17 protein-coding genes are annotated in these 17508 nt (G+C 75.6%); 9 read left to right on the plus strand and 8 right to left on the minus strand.

What is annotated here, in order from left to right; all coding sequences use genetic code 11:
• The first annotated feature begins 11 nt into the window (after positions 1 to 11).
• Positions 12 to 1274 carry a nucleotide sugar dehydrogenase gene (locus J4557_RS20560; protein WP_208268336.1) on the plus strand — a complete coding sequence of 421 codons (1263 nt, stop codon included), beginning with the start codon at positions 12 to 14 and terminating at the stop codon, positions 1272 to 1274.
• Between the two features lie 140 nt (positions 1275 to 1414).
• Complete coding sequence (locus J4557_RS20565) at positions 1415 to 2590, plus strand: glycosyltransferase family 4 protein (RefSeq protein ID WP_208268337.1); 1176 nt, start codon at positions 1415 to 1417, stop codon at positions 2588 to 2590.
• Positions 2591 to 2621: 31 nt separating this feature from the next.
• Here the strand turns inward: J4557_RS20565 and J4557_RS20570 are convergent, their stop codons facing one another.
• The gene (locus tag J4557_RS20570) at positions 2622 to 4631 is read right to left on the minus strand and encodes an outer membrane protein assembly factor BamB family protein (protein WP_208268338.1); all 2010 of its coding nucleotides are present in this window, start codon (positions 4629 to 4631) and stop codon (positions 2622 to 2624) included.
• A 229-nt stretch (positions 4632 to 4860) separates the two neighbouring features.
• On the opposite strand from J4557_RS20570, the gene J4557_RS20575 reads away from it, so the two are divergent.
• The 5 genes from J4557_RS20575 (at position 4861) to J4557_RS20595 (ending at position 10023) form a co-directional block, all read left to right on the plus strand.
• Complete coding sequence (locus tag J4557_RS20575) at positions 4861 to 5463, plus strand: HD domain-containing protein (RefSeq protein ID WP_208268339.1); 603 nt, start codon at positions 4861 to 4863, stop codon at positions 5461 to 5463.
• 44 nt (positions 5464 to 5507) lie between these two features.
• A complete protein-coding gene (locus J4557_RS20580) occupies positions 5508 to 6002 on the plus strand; it encodes an SRPBCC family protein (protein ID WP_208268340.1) in 495 nt (164 codons plus the stop codon).
• A gap of 48 nt (positions 6003 to 6050) precedes the next feature.
• The gene (locus tag J4557_RS20585; protein WP_307800101.1) at positions 6051 to 6830 is read left to right on the plus strand and encodes an acetoacetate decarboxylase family protein; all 780 of its coding nucleotides are present in this window, start codon (positions 6051 to 6053) and stop codon (positions 6828 to 6830) included.
• Positions 6827 to 7468, plus strand: a complete 642-nt coding sequence (locus J4557_RS20590; RefSeq protein WP_208268341.1) for an SDR family NAD(P)-dependent oxidoreductase — start codon at positions 6827 to 6829, stop codon at positions 7466 to 7468. The genes J4557_RS20585 and J4557_RS20590 overlap by 4 nt, the downstream gene beginning before the upstream one ends.
• An 89-nt stretch (positions 7469 to 7557) precedes the next feature.
• Entirely contained in the window at positions 7558 to 10023 is a 2466-nt protein-coding gene (locus tag J4557_RS20595) for a HelD family protein (RefSeq protein WP_208268342.1), read from the plus strand.
• Positions 10024 to 10087: 64 nt separating this feature from the next.
• Here the strand turns inward: J4557_RS20595 and J4557_RS20600 are convergent, their stop codons facing one another.
• A complete protein-coding gene (locus J4557_RS20600) occupies positions 10088 to 10573 on the minus strand; it encodes a carboxymuconolactone decarboxylase family protein (protein WP_208268343.1) in 486 nt (161 codons plus the stop codon).
• Between the two features lie 210 nt (positions 10574 to 10783).
• Here J4557_RS20600 and J4557_RS20605 point away from each other — a divergent pair, with 210 nt between their 5' ends.
• A complete protein-coding gene (locus tag J4557_RS20605) occupies positions 10784 to 11734 on the plus strand; it encodes an RNA polymerase sigma-70 factor (protein ID WP_208268344.1) in 951 nt (316 codons plus the stop codon).
• Positions 11735 to 11813: 79 nt separating this feature from the next.
• Complete coding sequence (locus J4557_RS20610; protein ID WP_208268345.1) at positions 11814 to 12446, plus strand: TetR/AcrR family transcriptional regulator; 633 nt, start codon at positions 11814 to 11816, stop codon at positions 12444 to 12446.
• On the opposite strand, the gene J4557_RS20615 is transcribed toward J4557_RS20610, so the two are convergent.
• The 6 genes from J4557_RS20615 to J4557_RS50990 are packed head-to-tail and all read right to left on the minus strand — an operon-like array spanning position 12439 to position 17470.
• Entirely contained in the window at positions 12439 to 13293 is an 855-nt protein-coding gene (locus J4557_RS20615) for a glycosyltransferase family 2 protein (RefSeq protein WP_243776119.1), read from the minus strand. The two genes, J4557_RS20610 and J4557_RS20615, sit on opposite strands and share 8 nt — an antisense overlap.
• A gap of 23 nt (positions 13294 to 13316) precedes the next feature.
• Positions 13317 to 14186, minus strand: coding sequence for a CDP-alcohol phosphatidyltransferase family protein (locus J4557_RS20620; RefSeq protein WP_243776067.1), 870 nt, complete (start codon positions 14184 to 14186; stop codon positions 13317 to 13319).
• Positions 14176 to 15249 (minus strand): iron-containing alcohol dehydrogenase family protein, encoded by a 1074-nt coding sequence (locus J4557_RS20625; RefSeq protein ID WP_208268382.1) that lies wholly within the window; start codon positions 15247 to 15249, stop codon positions 14176 to 14178. The genes J4557_RS20620 and J4557_RS20625 overlap by 11 nt, the downstream gene beginning before the upstream one ends.
• A 60-nt stretch (positions 15250 to 15309) precedes the next feature.
• Positions 15310 to 16041 (minus strand): phosphocholine cytidylyltransferase family protein, encoded by a 732-nt coding sequence (locus J4557_RS20630; protein ID WP_190860242.1) that lies wholly within the window; start codon positions 16039 to 16041, stop codon positions 15310 to 15312.
• Positions 16038 to 16643 (minus strand): DUF5941 domain-containing protein, encoded by a 606-nt coding sequence (locus J4557_RS50985; protein WP_307800102.1) that lies wholly within the window; start codon positions 16641 to 16643, stop codon positions 16038 to 16040. Before J4557_RS50985 ends, J4557_RS20630 begins: the two co-directional genes overlap by 4 nt.
• Entirely contained in the window at positions 16640 to 17470 is an 831-nt protein-coding gene (locus tag J4557_RS50990) for a DUF5941 domain-containing protein (protein WP_279576124.1), read from the minus strand. The genes J4557_RS50985 and J4557_RS50990 overlap by 4 nt, the downstream gene beginning before the upstream one ends.
• Positions 17471 to 17508 lie beyond the last annotated feature (38 nt).

Raw genomic sequence — 17508 nt, forward strand, 5'->3', positions numbered from 1 at the left:
GGGAGCCGGGCATGGATCTGGTGGTCATCGGACTCGGCTATGTGGGACTTCCGCTCGTGCGGGAGGCCTGCCGGGCCGGGCTGCAGGTCGGTGGTCTGGACCGTGACGCGCGGGTGGTGGCCGGGCTGAAGGCCGGGCTGTCGCACATCGACGACGTGGCGCCGGCGGAGGTGGCCGACATGCTGGCCGCCGGGTTCGCGCCGAGCCTGGACGAGGACGTCCTGGAGGGCGCCCGGACCGTGGTGATCTGCGTGCCGACGCCGCTGTCGCCGGACGGCGGGCCGGACCTGACCGCGGTGCGCGGCGCCGCCGAGACCGTCGCGCGGCATCTCCAGCCCGGCACCCTGGTGGTGCTGGAGTCCACCACCTACCCCGGCACCACCGAGGAGGTCGTGCGCCCGATCCTGGAGACCTCCGGGCTGGTCGCGGGCGAGGAGTTCCACCTGGCGTTCTCGCCAGAGCGGATCGACCCGGGCAACGCCGTCTACGGGGTCCGCAACACCCCGAAGATCGTCGGCGGGCTCACCGCGGCCTGCGCGACGGCCGCCGCCGCGTTCTACGGCAAGTTCGTCGAGCGCGTCGTGCAGGCCAAGGGGACCCGCGAGGCCGAGATGGCCAAGCTGCTGGAGAACACCTACCGGCACGTCAACATCGCGCTGGTCAACGAGATGGCGGTGTTCTGCAACGAGCTCGGCATCGACCTGTGGGACGCCATCGACTGCGCCGCGACCAAGCCGTTCGGGTTCCAGGCGTTCCGGCCCGGGCCCGGCGTCGGCGGGCACTGCATCCCCATCGACCCGAACTACCTGTCCTACAAGGTCCGCTCCCTGGGCTACCCGTTCCGGTTCGTCGAGCTGGCCCAGGAGATCAACGACCGGATGCCCCGCTACGTCGCCGAACGCGCCCAGCAGCTCCTCAACCGCGAGGGCCGCGCGCTGAAGGGCGCCAAGGTGCTGCTCCTGGGCGTCACCTACAAGGCCGACATCGCCGACCAGCGCGAGTCGCCCGCCCGGCCCGTGGCCCGGCGCCTGGCGCGGCTGGGCGCGGACCTGTCCTTCCACGACCCGTTCGTCACGGAGTGGCAGGTGGACGGCGCTCCGGTGCCGCCCGCCGACGGCGACCTGCCCACCGTGCTGGCGGACGCGGACCTGGTGATCGTGCTGGCCGACCACGCGGCCTACGACGCCGAGACCCTGACCCGGCACGCCCGGCTGCTGTTCGACACCCGCGGCCGCACCAGGGACGTGCAACTCGAAACCGTCGAACTGCTTTAGCCGGAAGGCGGCCTGGCGGACCGGCACGAGTCGCCCGCAGCCGTCCACACCGCGGACAAGGGGAATTCATCGGTGATTTCCATGGGGGACGAAGACTCGAGCAGCAGGCGATTTTACCGGCACCTTGCGGAGTGAGTGGAATGCGGATCTGTGTTTGCACGGTGGTGCACCATCCGGAGGATGCGCGCATTCTGCACCGGCAGATACGCGCGCTCCTCGACGCCGGCCATGAGGTCACCTACATCGCGCCCTTCCGGGCGTGCAACGTGACGCCCTGGCGCGAGGTCAGCCCCGTGGACGTCCCGCGGGCCACCGGCAGGCGCCGCCTCAGCGCCCTGCGGGCCGCCCGCCGGGCCATCGCGGAGCACGCCGGCTACGCCGACGTGATCCTCCTGCACGATCCCGAGCTGCTGGTCGCCCTGCCCCGCGAGGCGCGCGGCCGGACCGTGGTGTGGGACGTCCACGAGGACACGGCGGCGGCGCTCACCGCGAAGGGCTGGGTGCCCGGGCCGGCCCGCCCGCTGCTGAAGCCGGCCGTCAAGCGGCTGGAGCGGCGCGGCGAGCGGCGGCTGAAGCTGCTGCTCGCCGAGGAGGGCTACCGGGCCCGGTTCCGCGGCGACCACCCGGTCGTGCCCAACACCACCTACGTCTCCGACCTGCCGCCCGGCCCGCCGGACGACCGCCGCGCCGTCTACGTCGGCAACCTGTCGGTGGCGCGCGGCGCGCTCGACATGATCGAGATGGCGCGGCTGCTGGCCCCCGAGGGCATCACCGTCGAGCTGATCGGCTCCGCCGACCCCGACGTGCGGCCCGCGCTGCGCGAGGCGCAGCGCACCGGGATCCTGCGCTGGTACGGGTTCGTCCCGAACGACCGGGCGCTGCGGATCGCCGAGGGCGCGATGGCCGGGCTCGCGCTGCTGCACGACGAGCCCAACTACCGGCACTCGATGCCCACGAAGGTCGTGGAGTACATGGCCCGCGGCGTCCCGGTGATCACCACGCCGAACCCGCCCGCGGTGGACATCGTCGACCCGGCGGGCTGCGGGCTGATCGTCCCGTTCGGCGATCCGGTCGCCGCCGCCGAGGCGGTCCGGCGGCTGCGCGACGATCAGAAGCTGCGCGTCGGCATGGGCCAGCGCGGCTACGCGGCCGCCCGCGCCCGCTTCCACTGGCCGGTCCACGCCGAGCGCTTCGTGGCGCAGCTGGAGGCGTGGGCGGGGCGCAGCCCGTCCGTCGTGCCCGACCCCGTCATCGCGCCGCATCCCCTGCCGGAACCGCTGTCGGAGCCGCTTCCAGAAGCCGTCCCGGACTACTGACAGGGCCGCCGGGGCCCGCGGCGAGGCCCGGTCAGGCGCCCGCGGACCAGGTCTGCAGGCGGCCGGCGACGGACCGGGCGAGGCGGGCCGCGGCGCCGGGCGGGCGGTCCACGTCCACGACCACGACGACCCGGCCGACGCGCAGCGCGATCATCCCGGCGGTCGGCCCGAGCTCGTAGGCGCGGCCGGCCGGGATGTCGGGGCGCTCCCTCGCCTGCGACTGGACCGCCTCCAGCGCCTCGAGCATCTGCTCGGCCGCCTCGGGCGTCTCCGCCACCCACCGCACGCTGACCGTCAGCCCGCGGACCGCCGTCTCGGGCACCGCGTCGTCCCCGGGCTTCGCACCGCCGGAGACGTGCGGGGCCGGCGAGGTCCCGGCCTTGCCGGTCGCCTTCCCGGTGGCCTTCCCTGTGGCGCTTCCGGTCGCCTTGCCGGTGGCGCTCGCCTTGCCGGACGGCGTCCTCGACGGCGCGGGACCGCCGGACGCCCGCCCCTCCCCCGGCCTCTTCCCGGCCGACTCGTTCCAGGTCGTCTCGTACGTGCAGGACACCGGGCGCGGCAGCGTCACGCCGCCGACGCTCGTCCGGGCGGGCCGGGCGCCGCGGTCGTCGGCGTGCACGGCGGCCAGGTCGGCCTTCTTGAGCAGTGCGCAGGCGTCCGGCCAGTCGTCCACCGGCACGCCGCCCAGCTCGGCGGGGCCCGTGCCGTCCGGCCCGCCGTGCAGCGCGACCAGCCGGGCCGCGCCCGCCGGGCGCGGCGCCGCCTCCGCGACCGCCGCGTACAGCAGACCGCCCGCCGCCGCCAGCCACGGCCGCGCGCCGGGCAGGTCCGGGTCCGTCGCGAACGGCGCCGGGGTCGTGGACGCGCGGCCGTCCGCCGGGTCCACGACGTCGACGCCCGCCGGGAGGAGCTGGTCCGCCAGGCGCGGCCGCAGCGCGTAGACCGTGCCGCCCGCCTCCGCCAGCGCCGCGTATCCGGGGACGTCGCGCGACCACGCCACCGTGCCCGACGGGACGTCGACCGCCTCCATCCGGTCGGTGCCGGCGCCCTTCCCCTCCTGGTGGCGGACGACCACGAGCCGCCCGCCCGCGAGGACGGCCGGGCACATCCGGTCGCCGCACACCCCGTCGCCGTCCCAGCCGGCGATCCGGTCGCCGGCGGCGGTGAACGCGCGCAGCGCCGCCCCGTCCGCGACGAGGACCGCACCGTCCAGCACCCGGACCTCGGGGGACTCCCCCGCCGCGAGCGCCCGGCTCCACAGGACCCGCCCGTGCCCCGGGTCGACGGCCAGCAGCCGCCCGGACTGCCGCGGGCAGCCCACCGCGAGCGCCGCGAGGGCGTCGCCGGGCCGCCCGGAGCCGTCCTCGCCGCCCGCCGGATCGTCCGCCGGGCCCAGGGCGTCCGAGGGCTGCGCCGCGCCCTCGAACAGCCGGCATCCCTTCGGCAGCGGCGTCCGCCACAGCCGCTTCCCGCTCAGCGCGGACACGCCGTACAGAGTGCGGCGGCCGTCGTCGGTCGTCAGCACCACGCCGGACCCGGCGGGCCAGCGCAGCGTCGCGCGCGACACCGCCGCGGGGCGCTCGCCGTCGCGCCGCCACAGCTGCGCGCCCGACAGCTCGTCGAACCCGACGAGCAGCCGGTCGCCGCGCCGGCCGTCCCGCTCGAAGTAGGCGACGAGGCGGGACCGCGTGGACGTCCAGCCGAGCAGCGTCCACCCGGTGCGGCGATAGCTCCAGCGCGGGGCGCCGTTCCGCGCGTCCCGGACCACCAGGCCGCCGCCGGACGCCGCCACGACCTGCCCCCGCGCCACCTCGTAGGCGACGCCGTCGTACCCGGCGGCCGACCCGCCGTGGATGCGCGTGGTGTCCTCCCAGCTCACCGCGAGCGGGCCGGGCGGCGGGCCGACGTCGCTCTGCGGCGCGACGGGCCGCGAGGTGACGGTGTGGCGCACCTGCCACCACTCGGCGTGCAGGACGAACCGCTCGACGAGGACCGCGCACAGCGCGACGGCGAGGGCGCCCGCGACGAGGCCGAGCGCCATGCGGACACCGCCTCCCGGCCCCGGCCGGCCGTCGGGCCGCCGCCGGCTCCCGCCCACGCCCGTGCCGCCTCCCTGTTCCGCCGGCCGCATGTCCGTCCACCGGCCGCATAGTGTGGACCCCCACCTTGCCGTGTCGCGCCCGCCCGCGCGACACGGCCCGGACAGATTCGCCCCCGGGGGCGCCCCGCCCACCCGGGCCGGGCCCCACCGGAACCAGCAGGGAGGGTACGTGGAGGTCTTCACCCGGTGGCGCACCTGGGACGCCGCCCGCGCGGACCTGGAGTCGTCCGGCGACGGCGCCCGCGTCGACCTCGGCGCGCTGGCCGCGGCGGCGGACGCGGCGCGGCGCTGGCACGGCGACCAGCGGCGCCCGACCGGCGACCCGTACGTCGAGCACCTGCTGGAGGCCCTGGAGGTGCTGGTCCGCGGCGCGGGCGTCACCGATCCGGCGATGCTGTCCGCCGTGCTGCTGCACGACGTGGTCGAGGACACCCCGGCCACGCTCGCCGACGTGGAGGACGCGTTCGGGCCCGAGGTCGCCGAGCTGGTCGACTGGGTCACCAAGCCGCCGGCGGGCGGCGCCGGGCGGCAGGCGAAGCGCGCCGCGAAGTCCGCGTACCTGCGCCGGCTGCGGGACGCCCCGCCGGAGGCGATCCTGGTGAAGCTCGCCGACCGGGTGAGCAACGTCCAGCGGCTGGACCGGATGCCGCCGGACTTCCAGCGCCGCTACTACGCCGAGACGGTCACCTACATCGTCCCGCTGGCCGAGCCGCACCCGTGGTTCGCGGCCTGGTACGGCGAATGGCGCGAGGCGTTCTCGCACCTGCGCTAGCCCGGCCGATGACCGGTCGGTCACAAAGTGGGATGATGCGGCGCATGGAACGCGAGTGGGTGGTCGAGGAGAGCGTCGCGATCGAGGCCGGGACGCGGGCGGTCTACGCCGCGGTCGCCGACCCGCGGCGGATGCGCGAGTGGAGCCCCGAGGTCTTCGCGACGTGGATCCGCGGGCGGGCCGTCCGGGCCGGCACGACGTTCGTCGGGTTCAACCGGCTGGGCTGGCGCGTGTGGTTCACCACCTGCGAGGTGACGGTCGCCGTTCCCGGCGAGGCGTTCGCCTTCCGGGTGTCGACCTTCGGCCTCCCGGTGGCGCTGTGGGGCTACCGCATCGAGGACGTCGGCGACGCGGACGGCGCCCGGACGCGGCTCACCGAGTACTGGGAGGACCTGCGGCGCGGCACCCGCGGCGCCGGGCTGGTCGCGCTGCTCGGGAAGGTGTTCACGGGCGTCCCGGCCGAGGAGCGCGCCGCCCTCAACCGCGCGGGCATGCGGGCCACCCTCGACCGGATCAAGGCGGGCGTCGAGCGCGGCTGAGCCGGGCCGCCCTTGGCAGCAAAACGAGAACCTGTTCTACTTACCGGTGTGACAAGTGCCGCGCAAGTCCATCCGATCCAGGGGCACGAGGTCGCGCTTCCGGTGCAGATCCGGGACGCCGCCGTCGCCTCGGCCATGTTCGCCGTCCCGGCCGCCGCCGCGCAGGCCGTCATCGCCTACTCCGGCCTCGAGATCGCCGAGGCCTGGCCGGGCCGAGGAGGCGGGTCCGGGTCGGTCGGCCGGGGAAGGGCGATCTGCTCGCTGGCGTTCGTCCGCTACGCCGACGGCGACCTCGGGCCGTACCACGAGTTCGCCGTCGCGTTCCTGGTGCGCCCACCCGGGACGCCGCCGCCGTCCGGCAGGCTGGGGCGGCTGCGCGGCATGCGGGACGTGGGGGCGTTCATCCACTGGCTCCCCGTGAACCAGGAGTTCACCCTGGAGTGCGGGCGCAGCATCTGGGGCTTCCCCAAGGAGCTCGCCGACATCCCGATGGACCTGGCCGGGCGCGTCAAGCGGTGCGCCGTGCGCTTCGGCGGCCGCACCGCCGTCGAGATCGCCGTGCGGCCCGGCGCGCCTATGCCGGGCGGCGCCGGAGCGCCCAAGGTGGACGCGTACTCGTGCCTGGACGGCGTCACCCGCCGGACGCCGTGGACCCTCACACCGGCCGACGTCCGGATGCGCCCGGGCGGCGCCAAGGTCGTGCTGGGCGACCACCCGGTGGCCGAGGAACTGCGGGCCCTGGGCCTGGACCGGGCGCGCGCGCTGAGCAGCACCACCGTCGGACACCTGTCGATGACCTTCGACCCGGCCGAGGAGGTGCGCCCGTGAGGCGGACGGCCCTGGTCGCCGGCGCGGCCCGCGGCGTCGGGGCGCTCGCGGCGCGGCGGCTCGCCGCGGCGGCGTGGGACGTCGTCGCCGTGGACACCGACGAGGACGGCCTCGCGGCCACCGCGCTGCGCTCGCCGAACACCCACGTCCGCACCTGCGACATCACCGATCCCGCGAACGTCGCGGACATCCTGGGCGTCACCGGGGCGGTGCACCGGCTCGTCATCGCCCCGCCGCCGTCCGCCGCCGCACCGGAACCGGTTCTGGACGAGGTGATGCGGGGCGCGTTCCTCGGCCCCGCCGGCCTCGTCCGGACGGCGCTGCCCGGGATGCTGGAGCGCGGCGCGGGCGAGGTGATCGTCATCGTGCCGTCCGGCGCGTCCCCCGCGGCGGCCGCCGCGTCCGCCGCCGCCCGCGCCTACGTCGAGGCCCTCGCGGCAGAGCAGCGCGGACGCGGCGTCGCGTTCCGCTTCGCGAGCCCGCCCGCCGGGATGCCCGACCGGCTCGTCCTCGACGCGATCGACCGGTCCCTGGCGCGTCCCGGCGAGGTGCGCGTGGCGCCCGGCGGGACGCCCGGGCCGCTGCGCCTCGCGCTGCGCCGCCCGCGCGGGGCGCGGGCGTCCGCGCCGCCGCGCTGAACGTCGGGGGGACCGCATAGGCTTGTCTCTTTCGCCCCTTAGGGCGCCGGGGGCCGTCCCCGGTGAGCCGAGCGCGAGGAGCAGCCTGCATGTCGTCCCAGGTCAACGGGCGGCCGACCGAGCCCGGCGGCACGGTCAAGGACCGTGAGATCGCCGCCGAGCAGCGGTACGTCGACATCGCCTACGCGCGGCTGGAGGAGATGCGCGCGGACGCCCAGGCGATGATCCGCGAGGGCTACCGGCAGTCGCTCGCCGGCACGAAGGGCTCCCTGGTGGACCGGGACGCGATGGTCCACCAGGCGGCGCTGCGCGCCCAGGCCCTCGACGTCGCCGACGACGGGCTGGTGTTCGGCCGGCTCGACCTCGCCCCGGGCGAGAAGCCGTCCGGCGAGGTCCGCTACGTCGGCCGGATCGGCGTGCGCACCAGCGAGCACGACTCCCTGGTCATCGACTGGCGCGCGCCCGCCGCCGAGGACTTCTACCGCGCCACCCCGGAGGACCCGCGCGGCGTCGTCCGCCGCCGCGTCCTGCACTCGCGCGGCCACACCGTCGTCGACCTGGAGGACGACCTCCTCGACCCCGACGCCGCCGACGGCATGACGATCGTCGGCGACGGCGCGTTCCTCGCCTCCCTCGCCCGCACCCGCGAGGGCGCGATGCGCGACATCGTCGCGACGATCCAGCGCGAGCAGGACGAGGTGATCCGCGCGCCCGCCGACGGGACCGTCCTGGTCCGCGGCGCCCCCGGCACCGGCAAGACGGCGGTCGCCCTGCACCGCGTCGCCTACCTGCTGTTCCGGCACCGCCGCCGGTTCGGCTCGCGCGGCGTGCTGGTGGTCGGCCCGAACCGCCGCTTCACCGCCTACATCGAGCGGGTGCTGCCGTCCCTCGGCGAGGGCTCGGCGACGCTCCGCTCCCTCGGCGACCTCGTCGACGGCGTCACCGCGACCGTCCACGACACGCCCCCGCTCGCCGCGCTGAAGGGGTCGGAGGCGATGGCGGCCGTGCTGCGGCGCGCCGTCGCCGACCACGCCCCCGGCGCGCCCGACGATCTGCGCGTGGTGTTCAAGGGCGTCGTCGTCTCCCTCGACCGGCCGACCCTCGACCGCGTCCGGGGCGACGTGCACCGGCGCAGCCGCGGCAGCGTGAACGCGGCCCGCCGGCAGGTCGCCGAGATGCTGCTGGACGCCCTGTGGCGGCGGTTCACCGATCTCGGCGGCCCGGAGGCGGCGCGGGAGGCGGAGGGCGCCGAGGCCGGCCTGTGGAACGCGATCCTCGCCGCCGACGGCCTCGCCGCCCTGGACGGCGAGCCCGGCCGCCCGGCGGGCAACGGCACGCCCCGCGAGCAGTTCGACGCGCGCGTCCGCGAGCAGCGCGAGTTCACCGACTTCCTCGTGGCGTTCTGGCCGATCCGCCGCCCCGCCGACGTGCTCCGCTCGCTCGGCGACCCGGCCCGGCTGCGCCGCGCCGCCGGGCGCGAGCTGGACCGCGACGACGTCGCCCGGCTCGCGGCGTCCTGGGCCGCACCCGCCGGCGGCGACGCGCCGTTCAGCTACCAGGACGTCGCCCTGATCGACGAGCTCGACGCGCTGCTCGGCTCGCCGCCGCGCCCGTCCCGCCGCCGCTCGTCCGCGGCCGCCGACGACCCGTTCGTGGTCGACGGCGTCAACATCCTCACCGGCGAGGAGGTCGCGGAGGACGACTGGGAGCCGGAGATGCAGGAGCTCACCACGTCGATGGAGCGGCTAGAGCGGTCGCGCCGCGTCGACGACGGCGTGGTGGAGGAGCGCCCGGAGTACGCGCACATCGTCGTGGACGAGGCGCAGGACCTGTCGCCGATGCAGTGGCGGATGCTCGGCCGCCGGGGCCGCCAGGCCAGCTGGACGGTCGTGGAGGACCCGGCGCAGAGCGCCTGGGAGGACCTCGCCGCCGCCCGCACGGCCATGGAGGCGGCGCTCAGCGGGGAGCGCCCGTCGTCCCGGAACCGCCGCCGCAAGCCCGCGCCGCGCCGCACCCGGCACGAGTACGAGCTGACGACGAACTACCGCAACTCCACCGAGATCGCCGCCGTGTCCGCGCGGGTGCTGGCCCGCGCGCTGCCCGAGGCGCGCCCGGCCCGCGCCGTCCGCTCGTCCGGGATCGCGCCGGTCGTCCGCGTCCTCGCGGAGGACGGGCTCGCCGCCGCGGCGCGGGAGGCCGCCGAGGAGCTCCTCACGCAGGTGGAGGGGACGATCGGCGTGATCGTCCCGTTCCACCCGGCCGAGGCGCACGACGAGGGCACGATCCCGCTGCCGCACGAGATCGCGTCCGCGCGGTGGGACGCCGCCTCCCGCGAGCGCCTCGCCGCCGGGCTGCCCGACCGCGTCCAGGTCCTCGACGTGCTGGAGGCCAAGGGCCTGGAGTTCGACGCCGCCGTGATCGCCGCGCCCGAGACGGTCGCCGCGCAGTCCCCCAACGGGCTCCGCGTCCTCTACGTCGCCGTCTCCCGCGCCACCCAGCACCTGGTCGTCCTGACGGCCGCGCCGGAGTGGGAGGGCATCCTGCTGTCCGGCTGAGGCGCACGGCGCGGCCCGGAGCGGGCCCGGCCCGGATCCGCGGACCCGGGTTGGGCCCCGCCGGTCAGTTCTCCAGTCCGGCGAACACGCCGGGCTCGTACGAACCGCCCTTGCTGTGGACCATCACGCCGAGCCGGTTGGCCGCGTTGATCGTCGCGACGAGGTAGACGAGCGCGGCGATCTGGTCGTCGTCGTAGTGCCGGCGCACCTGGGCCCACGTCTCGTCGGACACGCCCTGGTGGGCGTCGGCGAGCCGGGTGCCCTCCTCGGCGAGCGCCAGCGCGGCGCGCTCCGCGTCGGTGAACACGGTCGACTCGCGCCAGGCCGCGACCAGCGCGAGCCGGACCGCGGTCTCCCCGGCGGCCGCGGCCTCCTTGCTGTGCACGTCCACGCACCAGCCGCAGCCGTTGATCTGGCTGGCGCGCAGCATGACCAGATCCTGGACGGTCCGGGGCAGCGACGACTGCTGGATCGCCAGGCCGACGTTGAAGAACCGCTTGCCGAGCTTGGCGCCGACCTCGTTGGCCATCAGGTCGAATCGGGGTTCCATGGTCTCTCCTCCGTGGCGGGCTCCGTCGCGGGGCCGGGGGCCGCGCGGCCCGTCCGCGCGGCGTCCTGATGCCATGGAGATGCCGGCGTCCCGATCCCCGTGACGGCGGCGCGCTGTGACGTACGCCACCGCCCGCACCCGTCACAGGACGGCGGCGGGCGGCATCTCATGCGCGTGGCAGCCTTGACGACGAGCGGACAGGAGCCGGCGATGAACGACCCCGAGGAGCAGGCGAGCACCCCGCCGGAGCAGGCGAGCACCCCGGCCGGGCCGCCCGGCCGCGCCGACGCCGCCACCGAGGCGTTCGTCGCCCACCGCAACCTGCTGTTCACCGTCGCCTACGAGATGCTCGGCTCCGCCGCCGACGCCGAGGACGTCCTGCAGGAGACCTGGCTGCGCTGGACCGGCGTCGACCTCGACGTCGTCCGGGACCGGCGCGCCTACCTCGTGCGGATCACCACCCGCCAGGCGCTCGGCCGGCTCCGCACGCTCCGCCGCCGCAAGGAGTCCTACGTCGGCCCCTGGCTGCCCGAGCCGCTGCTGACCGCGCCCGACGTCGCCGACGACGTCGAGCTGGCCGACAGCCTCTCGATGGCGATGCTGCTGGTGATGGAGACGCTCGCGCCGACCGAACGGGCCGTGTTCGTGCTGCGCGAGGTGTTCGACCTGCCCTACGACGAGATCGCCGAGGCGGTCGGCAAGTCCCCCGCCGCCGTCCGCCAGATCACCCGGCGGGCCCGGGCGCACGTCGCGGCGCGCAGGCCGCGCGGCGCCGTCTCCGCGGACGAGACCGCCGGCGCGCTGGAGGCGTTCCGGCGGGCGATCGAGACCGGCGACCTGCAGCGGCTGCTCGACGTCCTCGCGCCGGACGTCGTGTTCCTGGGCGACGGCGGCGGGCTCGCGCAGGCCGCGCTGGAACCCATCACCGGAGCCGACCGGGTGGCGCCGCCGCTCGCCGCCGGGCTGGACCGGTTCGGCGCGGCCGCGTCGCTGCACCCCGCCCACGTCAACGGCTACCCGGCGCTGGTGCTCCGGCTCGACGGCGAGATCGACACCGTCATCGCGGTGCGCGTCGACGACGGCCTCATCACCGGCATCTACGTCGTCCGCAACCCCGAGAAGCTGTCGCGCATGGCCCGCGAGACCCCCGTCCTCCGGTGAGCCGCGGACGGGGCGCGCGGCGGGCCGGGCGCGGTTAGGCTGGCGCTGCCTCCTGACGACACCGCCAGAACGGAGATCGATGAGCGGCCGGAACCCCGCCCCCCGCCGCAGTTACGGCGGCCGCTCCGCCGAGGAGCGCCGCGCCGACCGGCGGGAGCGGCTGCTCGGCGCCGGCCTCGAACTGTTCGGGACCCGCGGCTACGCGGCGACCTCCATCGAGCGGCTCTGCGCCACCGCCAGCGTGTCCACCCGCAACTTCTACGAGGAGTTCTCCGGACGCGAGGAACTGCTCACCGCCCTGCACCGGAGCATCAACGAGCGGGCCCGCGCGGCCCTCGACACCGCCTACACCGAGGCCGCCGCCGACCCGCTGCCCGCCCGCGTCGAGCGCGCGGTCCGCGCGTTCGTCACCGTCACCGCGAGCGACCCGCGCTGGGCGCGGATCGCGTTCGTCGAGGTCATCGGGGTCAGCGCCGGCCTCGAACGGCACCGGCTCCAGTGGCGCGCCCACTGGGAGGAGGCGATGCTCGCGATGATCCGGGAGGCCGTCGGGCGCGGCGAGGCCGCCGACCGCGACTACCGCCTCACCGTCATCGCGATCATCGGGGCCGTGAACAACCTCGTCCACCACTGGTCCGCCCGCGACCAGACCATCCCGCTGGACGACATCACGGCGGAGCTGACCCACCTGATCCTGTCGGCGATCAGATGATCGGCGGGCGGCCCGTCCGCGTCATGCGCCACGCGGTGCGGTAGGAGATGGGCCGGCGGGGCCCCGCCGGCTTCCGCCAGCCCTCCAGGAAGCCCTTGAACCACGGCTTCAGGGCGCTCAGCTTGCGCTCGCGCAGCAGGGTCATGCCGATCCACACCGCGAGGTAGGTGAACGCCAGCGGCCACGGCAGGTTGCGGCGGGCCAGCCAGACCCGGTTGCGCGCGTTGTACCGGTAGAACATCTCGTGCCGGGTCGGCAGGACGGCCGGGTGGAACATCACCGCGGACGCGTCGTACACGATGTGGTAGCCCGCGTTCAGGATCTGCCACGCGAGGTCGGTCTCCTCGTGGGCGTAGAAGAAGTCCTCCGGCAGGCCGCCGCCCGCGTCGAACGCGGCGCGGCGGATCGCGCACGCGCCGCCGAGGAACGTCGTGGCCTCCGACGAGCGCTCCGGGTCGCCGGCGCGCAGCCGCGGGACGTGCCGGCGCTCGCCCCGGCCGCCCTCCGGGTCGCGGACCCGGAACGACACGACGCCGAGCGCCGGGTCGGCGGCGAACCGGTCCCGCAGGTAGGTGCCGAGGCGGGTGGAGCGGTACCAGCCGTCGTCGTCGAGGAACAGCACCACGTCGCCGCAGGACGCCTCGACGCCGCGGTTGCGGCCGGCCGGGATGCCGACGTTCTTCGGCAGGCTGATCGTCTTGACGCGCTCGTCGTCGAACGGCGGGGCGCCGGCGCGGTCGCCCACGGGGTCGACGCCGTTGCCGACGAGGACGACCTCGACGTCCGCGTGCTCCTGCTCCAGCGCGCTGCGCACGGCGCGGGCCAGCTCGTCCGGGCGGTTGCCCATGGTCAGGACGACGACGCTGAGTTTCACTTCAGTCTCCGGGAGGCCAGGATGCTGACCAGGTGCAGCAGGGTCTGGACGACCGCGACGAGCGCGACGGCGACCATCAGCACGCGGATCGCGACGGGGGTGTCCGCACCGGTCAGGGTGTCGATCAGGGCGGCGGCCAGGATCAGCAGCGACAGCTCGACGGCGCCGATGATGCGGTGGAAGCGCAGCATGGACGCGGCCTGCCGGGCCAGCGCGATCCCGGTGGAGCGGGGCCGCAGCGCCCGGTCGCCGCCGGACGGGTCGGCGGGCAGCCCGGACTTGGCGCGGGCCACCACGACGTTGTCGGTCTCCGCCTTGATCAGCGCGGCGCCGAGCGCGGCGACGAGGCCGAGCTCGGCCCAGCCGCCGTTCTTCCAGCCGCCCTGCGCGGCGAAGCCGAGCCCGATGAGCAGCGAGATCTCCGACAGGTAGTGGCCGATGCGGTCGAGGAAGACCCCCGCCACCGACGTCCGCCGCAGGTACCGGGCGACCTCGCCGTCCACGCAGTCGAGCAGCAGGTAGACCTGGATGAGCAGGGCGCCGCCGAGGGCCGTCCACAGCGCGCCCGTGCCGGACGCGGGCAGCGACACCACGACCCCGGCGACGATGCCGCTCAGCATCATCAGGTAGGTGAGCTGGTTCGGGCTGAACCCGAGGCGCAGCGCGATCCACCCGAAGTACGGGGACAGGTCGCGCATGTAGAGGCGCCCCGCCCAGTGCTCCTCGTTGCGCCGGTCCTTCAGGCCGGGCGGCTGCCCGTACCGGCGGATGTCGGCGACCTTCGCCGCGTTGCGCGGCGGGCGCTGGTCGCCCGCGTCCGGCGATCCAGGGTCGGGCGCGGGCTGTCCGGGGAGCTCAGCCTCCATGGGCCTGGACATACTCTTCCACCGCCTTGAGCGTCTCGCCCTTGTCGAGGCCGAGGTGTTCCAAGATCGTATAGCGGCCGGGACGGGTGCGCGGGGCGTACAGCACGGCCTCCGCGAACTGCTCCTCGGTCAGGCCGACGTCCGCCGGGAACCGGGGCAGCCCGTGCCGGCCGAGGCAGGTGAGGATCTCCGCGAGGCGCTCCCCCGCGGAGTCGCCGGCGTCCGCGCCGCCGAGCCGGGTGGCGCGCAGGTGGTAGCAGAACGCCGCGCCGATCCCCGCCAGCTCCCCGTGGTTGGCCGTCCCCGGGTAGAGCTGGTCGATGGCGTGCAGGATCTCGTGGTCGCCGCCGCTCGCCGGGCGCGAGTCGCCCGCGAACGACATCGCCATCCCCGACAGCACGAGGCCCTCGGCGAGGACGGTGAGGAACCGGTCGGACTCGATGGAGCCCGGCTGGTGCAGCAGTGCCTCCGCGGCGGTGCGGGCGACGGTCAGCGCCATCCGGTCGACGCGCTCGCCGCACTGGTCGGCCGCGAGGAGCCAGTCGTCCACCGCGGAGAAGTTGCTGACCACGTCGCCGATCCCGGCGCGGACGAGCCGGTCGGGCGCGGCGTGCACGTAGTCGAGGTCGACGACCATCGCCAGCGGCATCACGACGCCGAACGAGCCCTTGCCCTTGTCGTGCTCCAGGGACGCGACCGGGGAGCAGATCCCGTCGTGGGACAGGTTCGTGGCGACGGACACCATCGGGATGCCCGACAGCGTCGCCGCGTACTTGGTCGCGTCGATCGTCCGGCCGCCGCCGATGCCGACGACGGCCTCGAACGTCCCGCCGCGCAGCTTGCCGGCGAGTCCGACGGCGGCGTCGACGGTGCCGCCCTCGACCCGGAACACCTCGCAGGCCGACAGGGACGGGCGGACGTGCTCGGCGATGTGGTCGCCTTGGCCTTGGCCGACGGCGATCGCCACCCGTCCCTCGGTGGCGATGCGCTTGTCGGCGAGCAGCTCGCCGAGGGCGGCGACGGCACCGCGCCGCACGTCGATGGAGAGCGGCGCGTTCAGCATCCGCGTCAGCAGGGGCATGGGCCTCCTCGCTCGGGGTCGTCCCGCGTGGCGCCGGCGGCGTCAGTAGGTCTTGGCGATCCGGCGGGCCTTCTCCAGGTCGTCGTGGTTGTCCACTTCGACCCACTCGACCGCGCCGATCGGCGCGACCGCTATGCGGCCGCCCCGGTTCACCAGCTCCTGGTAGCCGTCCTCGTAGTACTGGTCGGGGTTCGCCTCCCAGGTCGCCTTGAGGGCGTCCGCGAGGGGCTCCGCGGCGGCGGGCTCGATCAGGGTGGCGCCGATGTACTCGCCATAGGCGGTGGACGGGTCCATCAGCTTGGTGATCGTCTTCAGGTGCTCGCCCTCGTCGAGGATGACCTTCATCTCCTCGTCGGCGAGAGTTTTCACGTTGTCCACGGCGAGGAGGATGTCCGGCCCGCGGTTGGCCAGTAGCGTCTTCTCGACGCTCACCGGATGGACCGTGTCGCCGTTGACCATGAGGACGCCCTTGGAGAAGTGCTCCCGAGCCAGCCACATGGAGTAGGCGTTGTTCCACTCCTCGGCCTTGTCGTTGTGAACCAGCGTGATGGACACGCCGTACTTCTCCTCGAGGGCGGCCTTGCGCTCCTCGACCGCGCCGGCGCAGTAGCCGACGACGATGACCACGTCGGTCAGGCCGACCTCGGCGAGGTTGCCGAGGGCGATGTCCAGGATGGTGGTCTCGCCGTCCACGGGGACCAGGGCCTTGGGGAGGGTATCGGTGTACGGCCGCAGCCTCCGGCCCGCGCCCGCCGCCAGCACCATGCCGATCATGCCTTCTCTTCCTCCCAGTAGACCATCACACCGCCGCCGCGACCGGACCGCGCCCACATGACGACGCCCTCGCTGCCGAACAGCACACCAAGGTAGGCGGCCAGCGCGGCGTACGCGAGCGGAAGGAGTCCGCAGAGGCCCGCGAAGGCCACACAGAGCATCCGGCCCTCCCAGCCGAGACCGGCGCGGAGGGCGAGCCCCCACGTCCGGACTCCCTGGCGGGAGCGGTACGCGACGTCGCAGTGGTGGAGCGCGAGGACGGCCGCCAGCACGTAGACGAGCGGTGCCGACACTCCCTGCGCAAACCCCAGTACGGCGAGGTAACCATACTCGATCGCGCGGATTATGGGCGGTACGAGCCAGTCCAGCCGTCCGGTGTGCGGATGGCCTGCGGAAGGACCCGCCAGAAGGATCACCACGATCGGGGCGAGCAGCGCGGGGGCCGGCGGGCCGGGCGCACCGGCGGCGAGCAGCAGCGCGGTGACGCCCGCGGCGGCGGCCGCGGCGGGCAGCGGCGGGAGCCGGCCGCGCGCCGTCCGGCCCAGCACCAGGCACACGGGCCCGTCGTCGCGGTGGTCCCCGACCTGGACGGCGGCGTTCACCGGTCCGCCGGTCCCGGCAGGGGCGCCGCGTGCGCGAGCGAGCCGCGCGCGTGCCCGGCGAGGACGAACGCGGCGGCGGCCGAGCCCCACACCAGCAGGACCGCGAAGGTGACCCGGGCGCCCGCGAGCGCGGCGGTGACGGCGATCAGCGCGAACCGCTCGCCGGCCGGGAGCGCGAGGGCCCGCACCGCGCGGCGCGCGGCCTCGTTGCGGATGCGGTCCGGCCGCGGGCGCCGGCCGTACCGGGACGTCGCGTAGGACGCGTCCATCGTGTGGCGGACCGACAGGAGCACCAGCGCGGCCACCGCCGCCGCCCACGCGTTCCCGGCGAGGCCGGGCCCGCCCGGCGGCTCGGCGCCGGCCCCGACCGCGAGGCCCGCGTACGCGGCGGCCTCCTTGGCCCGGCCGAGGACGCCCGCCGGCCACGCGGTCCCGGGCGCGCCCGCCGCGCGCGCCAGCCCCGCCTCCACGCAGTCCAGGACGAACGAGGCGTAGAGCAGGCCCGCACCCGCGATCATCCCGGCGCGGGAGCCGGCGGAGAACCAGACCGCCGCCAGCGCCCCGAAGCAGAACGAGATGCCCGCCACGGTCCCGGGCGCGAGGCCGCGCGACGCCGCCCAGCGCACGAGGTACGGGGCGTACCCGCCGACCGCGTACGCCGCGACGAGGCCGTCGCCGCGGTGCGACGGGCCGCGGCGGCGCTCCGCGCGCCCGGGCGTCCCGCGTCCGGCGGCCCGCTCCGGGCGGGCGCGGTTCTCCTCCACGGCGTCGGCCGCCTCCGGTACGTTGAGCGTGGCGGGCCGGCGGCAGGGGCGCACCCTGGCCATCGGCGCCTCCAGGCGAGATCGAAGCATGCGGGTGACTG

Origin of the sequence: Actinomadura nitritigenes, assembly GCF_017573545.1 — a bacterium.
GTDB lineage: Bacteria > Actinomycetota > Actinomycetes > Streptosporangiales > Streptosporangiaceae > Spirillospora > Spirillospora nitritigenes.

What these genes read in the sequence shown, in the direction of transcription:
- J4557_RS20595 (WP_208268342.1), top strand. Translation starts at nt 7,558, where the DNA reads ATGTCGTCCCAGGTCAACGGGCGGCCGACCGAGCCCGGCGGCACGGTC.
- J4557_RS20630 (WP_190860242.1), bottom strand. Translation starts at nt 16,041, where the DNA reads ATGATCGGCATGGTGCTGGCGGCGGGCGCGGGCCGGAGGCTGCGGCCG.
- J4557_RS50990 (WP_279576124.1), bottom strand. Translation starts at nt 17,470, where the DNA reads ATGGCCAGGGTGCGCCCCTGCCGCCGGCCCGCCACGCTCAACGTACCG.
- J4557_RS20560 (WP_208268336.1), top strand. Translation starts at nt 12, where the DNA reads ATGGATCTGGTGGTCATCGGACTCGGCTATGTGGGACTTCCGCTCGTG.
- J4557_RS20600 (WP_208268343.1), bottom strand. Translation starts at nt 10,573, where the DNA reads ATGGAACCCCGATTCGACCTGATGGCCAACGAGGTCGGCGCCAAGCTC.
- J4557_RS20615 (WP_243776119.1), bottom strand. Translation starts at nt 13,293, where the DNA reads ATGGGCAACCGCCCGGACGAGCTGGCCCGCGCCGTGCGCAGCGCGCTG.
- J4557_RS20570 (WP_208268338.1), bottom strand. Translation starts at nt 4,631, where the DNA reads ATGGCGCTCGGCCTCGTCGCGGGCGCCCTCGCCGTCGCGCTGTGCGCG.
- J4557_RS20620 (WP_243776067.1), bottom strand. Translation starts at nt 14,186, where the DNA reads ATGGAGGCTGAGCTCCCCGGACAGCCCGCGCCCGACCCTGGATCGCCG.
- J4557_RS20605 (WP_208268344.1), top strand. Translation starts at nt 10,784, where the DNA reads ATGAACGACCCCGAGGAGCAGGCGAGCACCCCGCCGGAGCAGGCGAGC.
- J4557_RS20580 (WP_208268340.1), top strand. Translation starts at nt 5,508, where the DNA reads ATGGAACGCGAGTGGGTGGTCGAGGAGAGCGTCGCGATCGAGGCCGGG.
- J4557_RS20610 (WP_208268345.1), top strand. Translation starts at nt 11,814, where the DNA reads ATGAGCGGCCGGAACCCCGCCCCCCGCCGCAGTTACGGCGGCCGCTCC.
- J4557_RS20625 (WP_208268382.1), bottom strand. Translation starts at nt 15,249, where the DNA reads ATGCTGAACGCGCCGCTCTCCATCGACGTGCGGCGCGGTGCCGTCGCC.
- J4557_RS20565 (WP_208268337.1), top strand. Translation starts at nt 1,415, where the DNA reads ATGCGGATCTGTGTTTGCACGGTGGTGCACCATCCGGAGGATGCGCGC.